Genomic DNA, 7212 nt, shown 5'->3' with positions numbered 1-7212 from the left:
GTGGCGATTACTATGTGTTTTTTATTTTTACGTCATTATTATCTTAATGACATTGAGCATTTGCTCCTTTTTTTATTTTATATCTAGATGTTTTTTCTCCAGCCGCTGCTGGACATTCTCCTTCAAAAGGGTATACAGCACGGAAACAATGGGGATAAACACCAGCATCCCCACAACCCCAAAAAGGCTGCCGCCCAGAGAGACTGCCGCCAAAACCCAGATGGAAGGAAGCCCTACAGAACCGCCTACCACATGGGGATAAATGAGGTTGCCTTCTATCTGCTGCAGGATCAGGAACAGTACAATGAATGCCAATGCCTGAGGCGGATTTACCGTCAGAATCAGGAACGCCCCTACGGCACAGCCGATAAAAGCCCCAAAAATAGGGATCAGTGCGGTAAATGCAATGAGCACGCCTACCAAAACAGCAAAAGGGAACCGAAGGATGGTCATGGCAAGGAAGAACATTACCCCCAGAATGACAGCCTCCAAACACTGTCCCGTCAGGAAATTGGTAAAGATACGATGGGTCAGGGAGCAGATACGGAGAATCTCCTCTGCTCGTTCTTTTTTCAGATAGGCAAAGAGCAGCTTTCTGGATTGCCTGCCCAGAGTTTCCCGCTGCAGCAGGATATAGCAGGCGAAAACAAAGGCAATGAAAAAGGTGCCTACGCCGCTGGCAATGCCCTTTGCTACGCTGATGGTGGAATCCAGCATAGTATTGGCGCCAAAGCGGAAGAAATCTACCATTTGGTTCAGGATATCTTCCCAATTCAGGGCGGCTTCGATTTCTTCAATATAATGCACCAGTTCCGGGTTATTAGCAAAAAGTTCCTCTACTTTTTCCAGCAGAAGGGGGACCTTTTCCGGCAAAGTCTTGCCCAGCGTAGCAATGGTACGGCCCAATTCGGGCAGGACAACGACAACCACAAGGCTGAAAATTGCCAGAACGAAAATCAATGTAAGAACCAGACTCAAGGGTGCAGCGGCTTTTTCCAGCATGCTGCCAGGTTTTTGGCCGCCGAAGCAGCGTTTTTCGATGCGCCCCATGGGGACGCTCAATACGAAAGCAATGGCACCACCCAACAGGAAGGGGAACAGGATATGCAGGATAAATTTTGCCGCACCCAGCACCACATCCAGCCGCAGCAGCCCCACCAGAATCACCAAAGTGAATAGAATCAGGCCCCGCAGCTTGCGGAGGGTATCTTTATCTAATTGCATGAGATCAGCTCCTCGGAAGATTACTTGTATTCGGAAAAAGTATATCATAAAAGGTTTTTTTTCTGCAAGAAAACAGTAAGATTCTTAAGATTTTCTTTGCTTTCTTCTTTACACAAAGGGGATTTGCGTTTAAACTATTCTAAGGAATGTCCGACTATTTTCAGAAAGGAAGAAAAACAATGGAAGTTAGAACAAGATTTGCCCCCTCTCCTACGGGCTATATGCATATCGGTAACCTGCGTACCGCGCTTTATGAATATCTGATCGCAAAATCTCAGGGTGGGAAATTCATCCTGCGTATCGAGGATACAGACCAGGGCCGTTTGGTAGAAGGCTCCATCGATGTGATCTATAAAACCATGAAGATGACAGGCCTGCAGCATGATGAAGGCCCCGATATCGGCGGCGATTATGGCCCCTATGTGCAGAGTGAACGCATGGGCATGTATATGAAATATGCTTTGGAACTGGTGGAAAAGGGAGAAGCCTACTATTGCTTCTGCAGCAAGGAAAGACTGGAAAGCCTGAAGGAAAGCAACGCAGAGGGTGCCGCTTTTGCAAAATATGACCGTCATTGTCTGGGGCTGTCCAAGGAAGAAGTGCAGGCAAAGCTGGATGCCGGCGAACCTTTTGTTATCCGCCAGAAAATGCCTGATACAGGGACAACCACTTTCAGCGATGTTGTTTATGGCGATATCACCGTAGACAATGCGGAACTGGATGACCAGATTCTGATGAAAGCTGATGGTTTCCCCACCTATAACTTTGCAAACGTTGTGGATGACCACCTGATGCAGATTACCCATGTTGTGCGCGGCAGCGAATATCTGTCCTCCACACCCAAATATAACCTGCTTTACAAGGCATTTGGCTGGAAACCTCCCGTATATGTACACCTGCCTGCGGTTATGAGAGATGCACACCATAAGCTGTCTAAGCGTCATGGGGATAAATCCTTTGAAGATCTGGTGAATGAAGGCTATGTGGTAGAAGCTATCATGAACTATATTGCCCTGTTGGGCTGGAGCCCTTCCGATAACACAGAAATCTTCTCTTTGAAAGAACTGGAAGAAAAATTCGATATTTCTGGTCTGAGCAAATCTCCTTCCATTTTCGATATCAAGAAGCTGACATGGATGAACAGCGAATACCTGAAAGCCATGGATTTTGATAAATATTATGAACTGGCAAGACCCAAGCTGGAAGAAGCACTGGCTGGTACGAATCTGGATCTGAAAAAGATTGCTGCTCTGCTGCAGAAACGTCTGGAAACATTGAACGATATCCCCCGTCTGGTGGATTTCTTTAAGGAACTGCCGGAATACAGCACAGAGCTGTATACCCATAAGAAAATGAAAACAAACGATGAGATCGCTTTGGCCTCCCTGCAGGCGGCGCTGCCCGTATTGGAAAATCTGCCCGATTGGAACGAAACAGCCATCCATGACAGCCTGATGGCTTTGGTAGGCGAATTGGGCATCAAGAATGGTCAGCTGCTGTGGCCTGTCAGAACAGCCCTTTCCGGCGAACCCACTTCCCCCGGCGGCGCCATGGAGCTGGCAGATATTCTGGGGAGAGAAGAATCCATCAGAAGAATCAAAAAAGGCATCGCATTGCTGAGCAAATAAATAGAAGAGCAAAGAACAAAGGAGCGGCTCAAAAAAGCCGTTCCTTTTTCATGTTCATAAATTATTCAGGATTTCTTAAAAAATTCGTTGGTTTTTGTACAAATGCTATTCAAAAAGTAATGATAAGATAAGAGTGTCAAAAGGAATGGACCACCTTTTGAAAACATAGTATATACCCTCCCCTTTTTAAAATTGTATAACAAAAGAGCAGATCGGATCAGGATCTGCTTTTTTGTTTTGCGTAAATATGGGTATGGTTTTTCAAGGCATGATATTGTCCATCATATCATCAATGGCTTCTTCTGCCTTCACGACCATTTTTTTGCCTTTTTTCGCGACTTTCTGATAAGTTCGTTTGTCTTTCATCATGTAGCCGATGCCTGCCATGGTCATGGCGCCGCCGATGAGCATACCTGTTGTGAATTTGTTCATGTTTATCCCTCCTTTGATGTGATTAGTATGACCCTTTTGCGGATTTTTATTGCTTTTGGACAAAGATTCCCGTATAATCAGAAATATGAGTTGTCTTGACAGATGTAAAAACAGAAGGTGACAGGAGAAGAGAAAAAGGAGAGAGAAATGGAAAAGAATAAAAGAGGATTTGCAGCTTTTTTGGCAAAAAAAGACATCGTTTTTTCAGCAAAACGCTATGGTATTGATGCTTTAGGCGCAATGGCACAGGGGTTATTTGCTTCTCTGCTGATTGGTACGATTTTGAAAACGCTGGGGCAGCAGATTGGTGTGGAAATGCTGGTGGAAATCGGCACCTTCGCCCAAAGTGCCACAGGCCCTGCTATGGCGGTGGCCATCGGGTATGCTTTGAAATGCCCGCCGCTGGTATTATTTTCGCTGATTGCCGTAGGCGGTGCAGCCAATCAGCTGGGCGGTGCCGGGGGGCCGCTGTCCGTATTTGTTGTGACGATTTTTGCGGCTGAATTTGGCAAATTGGTTTCCAAAGAAACAAAAGTGGACATTATTGTGACTCCTTCTGTGACCATTTGCGTCGGCGTATTGCTTTCCATGTGGTGGGCGCCTTCCATCGGGGCTGCCGCCAGTGCTGTGGGCAATGCCATCAAATGGGCAACGGAATTACAGCCTTTCTTTATGGGCATTGCTGTTTCTGTCATTGTGGGGATGGCGCTGACTTTGCCCATCAGCAGTGCGGCTATCTGCGCGGCGCTGGGGCTGACAGGCTTGGCAGGGGGTGCGGCTGTAGCTGGCTGTTGCGCCCAGATGGTAGGCTTTGCGGTGATGAGTTTCAAAGAAAATAAATGGAGCGGGCTGTTGGCTCAGGGCATCGGCACTTCTATGCTGCAGATTGGGAATATTGTGAAAAATCCCCGTATCTGGCTGCCGCCGACATTGGCTTCTTCCATCACAGGGCCCATTGCCACCTGTATTTTCCGTATGGAAATGAACGGGGATGCAGTGGCGGCAGGCATGGGTACCTGCGGGTTTGTAGGGCAGATTGGCGTATATACCGGCTGGCTGAATGATATGGCGGCTGGGGCAAGGGTGGCTATCACGGCTATGGATTGGTTGGGGCTGGGCTTAGTATGCTTCCTTTTGCCGGCGGTGCTGACTTGGCTGATTGCCTATCCCATGCGGAAGGCAGGCTGGATCAAAGAAAACGACCTGAAATTAGACCTTTAAGTTCGTGGGACTCTGTCCCACACCCTGGGAGGGGGTCACCCCCTGGACCCGAATTTAAAAAAGCGATTTTCCTATGGGAAAATCGCTTTTTTGTTTAAAGTTTAGGTCAAGCCTTTTTAAAGGCTTGTGGGGTGCAGGGGCAAAGCCCCGCAGGTCTTTAGCCTAAATCATGAATGAATAAGCCACTTCTCAGCTTGGGCTCGAACCATGTGGACTTGGGCGGCATGGTCATGCCTTCATCGGCCACATCCATCAATTCCGCCATGGAAGTGGGGAACATGGAGAAGGCCAGCTTCATTTCGCTGCTGTCTACTCTTTCCTCCAAGGCTTTCAGCCCGCGGATACCGCCCACAAAGTCGATGCGTTTATCTGTTCTGGGGTCGCCAATGGCAAGAACAGGCTCCAGCAGTTCTTTCTGCAGAATGGAAACATCCAGACCCAGCACAGGGTCATCGGTGATGATTTCTTCCTTCGCTGTCATCTTGAACCATTTGCCCTCCAGATACAGCCCGAAGGTATGCAGTTCTTCCGGTCTGTAAGGGCCTTCTCCGTTATAGGGCTCTACGATAAATTTCTTGCCGATTTCCTCTAAGAAGCCAACGGCATCATAGCCGTTCAGGTCTTTTACCACACGGTTATAATCCATGATATACAGATCATCTGCCGCAAAAAGTACAGACAGGTAGTAATTGAATTCTTCTTCGCCGGTATAATCGGGCTTTGCTTCTCTGCGTTTCAGGGCCACCTTTACGGCGGAAGCGTTTCTGTGGTGACCATCGGCAATATAGAAATTCTTTACGTTCTGGAAGGACTGTACCAGCATACCAATCTCCGTATCGCTGTCAATCACCCAAACGGTATGACCGATGCCATCCTCGGAAACGAAATCGTATACAGGGGCAACGGCGGATGTCCAGCCGTCAATGATGGCCTTGGCATCAGCGTTTTCTTTATATGCCAGGAAAATCGGGCCTGTATTGGCGTTCAAAGTATCCACGTGGCGGATACGGTCAGCTTCCTTGTCTGCCCGGGTCAGTTCATGTTTTTTGATAGTGCCGTCGATATATTCATCTACGGAAGTACAGCAAACCAGACCGGTCTGGCTTTTGCCGTTCATGGTTAGGCGATAGATGTATAGGTTGGGCAGTAAGTCTTGTTCCATGATGCCGTTTGCAATCATGTTGTCCAGATTTTCCTTTGCCTTTGCATATACGGCGGGGCTGTAGATATCTGTACCCACGGGCAGGTCAACTTCTGCTTTATCTACATGCAGGAAGGACCAGGGTTTGTCCTTTACCATTTCTCTTGCTTCTTCGCTGTTCATTACATCATAGGGCAGTGCCGCCACGTCTTTCGCGTAATTTGCCGCAGGGCGGATGGCCATAAAGGGTCTGATGGTTGCCATAGGGGTTCCTCCTTATTTTTCAACTTTTTCTGTGGTAAAAGCCGACAGCGGTGCCGCCGGTATGGGGAAAGCTGTGCCTTATAAATGATATTGACAGCAGGCTTATTCCAGAATGCGTACTTTGATGACGGTGTTGATTGCGTATAGGTCATCGATCATATCCTGAATATTCTCAGGTAGATTATCGCATACGATGATGTTATATGCAAGTTCCCCTTTGGAGTTATTTACCAGTTTATCGATATTGACATGATATTTGGTGAAAACAGCACCCAGCTGACCGATCATGTTGACAATATTTTTATGGCAGATGGCGATACGGGGTTTGCCGTTATAGGGAACGACACAGTTGGGGAAGTTTACGGAATTTTTGATATTGCCGTAGGTCAGATATTCTCTGATTTCCTGGGCGGCCATGATGGCGCAGTTTTCTTCGCTTTCCGGAGTGGAAGCACCCAAGTGAGGGGTTACGATGATATTCCAAGGGTCGCCCAGCAGGTCTTCCGAGGGGAAGTCTGTCATATAGCGAGCGATGATGCCGTCTGCGATGGCTTTTTTCAGGGCTGTATTGTCTACCAGACCGCCTCGGGCAAAGTTCAGCAGGCGGGCGCCGGGTTTTGTAACGGAGAACAGCTTTTCATCAAAGGTATTTCTTGTTTTGTCGTTCAGAGGAATATGTAATGTGATGTAATCGCTCTTGGAAACCAGTTCCTCCATGGATTCCTCATGCTCCACGGCGGGGGACAGGTGCCATGCGCTTTCCAGAGACAGGAAGGGGTCATAGCCGATGACATTCATGCCCAGATCCAGTGCCGCATTGGCAACCTGTACACCGATGGCACCCAAGCCGATGACGCCCAGTGTCTTTCCGGCGATTTCGGGGCCTGTGTACTGCTTTTTCCCTGCTTCCACAGCTTTTTCTACATTTTCACAATTATCTTTCAAACTCTGCACCCAGTTTGCGCCGGCGATGATACGGCGGGAGGATGCGAACAGGGCAGCCAACACCAGTTCCTTTACGGCATTGGCATTGGCACCGGGGGTATTGAATACAGGCACGCCCATTTCCGTGCAGCGGTCGATGGGGATATTGTTGGTGCCTGCACCTGCTCTGGCAACGGCCAGCAGGCCTTTGTTCAGTTCCATTTTATGCATATCGAAGCTGCGGAGGATAATGCCTTCGGGGTCTTCTGCGTTGTTGTCTACGACAAAATTGTTTTCGGGCAGTTTGGCCAGCCCTGTTTCCGCGATGTTGTTTAAAGTACGAATGGTATACATATTGATCTGTTCTCCTTTTTTATT

Annotated in this window: 6 protein-coding genes; 2 read left to right on the top strand and 4 right to left on the bottom strand. The window is 48.0% G+C overall.

The window, feature by feature from the left end:
• Positions 1-72: 72 nt before the first annotated feature.
• Positions 73-1224, bottom strand: a complete 1152-nt coding sequence (locus ACI39P_RS02120; protein ID WP_439719065.1) for an AI-2E family transporter — start codon at positions 1222-1224, stop codon at positions 73-75.
• A gap of 179 nt (positions 1225-1403) precedes the next feature.
• Between ACI39P_RS02120 and gltX the strand changes: the two genes are divergently transcribed.
• The gene (gene gltX, locus ACI39P_RS02115; RefSeq protein ID WP_439719064.1) at positions 1404-2852 is read left to right on the top strand and encodes a glutamate--tRNA ligase; all 1449 of its coding nucleotides are present in this window, start codon (positions 1404-1406) and stop codon (positions 2850-2852) included.
• Positions 2853-3113: 261 nt separating this feature from the next.
• On the opposite strand, the gene ACI39P_RS02110 is transcribed toward gltX, so the two are convergent.
• Complete coding sequence (locus ACI39P_RS02110; RefSeq protein ID WP_439719063.1) at positions 3114-3284, bottom strand: hypothetical protein; 171 nt, start codon at positions 3282-3284, stop codon at positions 3114-3116.
• Positions 3285-3431: 147 nt separating this feature from the next.
• Between ACI39P_RS02110 and ACI39P_RS02105 the strand changes: the two genes are divergently transcribed.
• The gene (locus tag ACI39P_RS02105; RefSeq protein ID WP_439719062.1) at positions 3432-4505 is read left to right on the top strand and encodes a PTS transporter subunit IIC; all 1074 of its coding nucleotides are present in this window, start codon (positions 3432-3434) and stop codon (positions 4503-4505) included.
• 157 nt (positions 4506-4662) lie between these two features.
• On the opposite strand, the gene ACI39P_RS02100 is transcribed toward ACI39P_RS02105, so the two are convergent.
• Both ACI39P_RS02100 and ACI39P_RS02095 read right to left on the bottom strand, forming a co-directional pair.
• Positions 4663-5910 carry a DUF1015 domain-containing protein gene (locus ACI39P_RS02100; RefSeq protein ID WP_439719061.1) on the bottom strand — a complete coding sequence of 416 codons (1248 nt, stop codon included), beginning with the start codon at positions 5908-5910 and terminating at the stop codon, positions 4663-4665.
• Between the two features lie 102 nt (positions 5911-6012).
• Positions 6013-7188, bottom strand: a complete 1176-nt coding sequence (locus ACI39P_RS02095) for an NAD(P)-dependent oxidoreductase (protein WP_439719060.1) — start codon at positions 7186-7188, stop codon at positions 6013-6015.
• Positions 7189-7212: the final 24 nt, after the last annotated feature.

The sequence above is a fragment of the Anaerotignum sp. genome, from assembly GCF_051877975.1.
Lineage (GTDB): Bacteria > Bacillota > Clostridia > Lachnospirales > Anaerotignaceae > Anaerotignum_A.
This window is presented reverse-complemented; position numbering and strand designations above follow the sequence as displayed.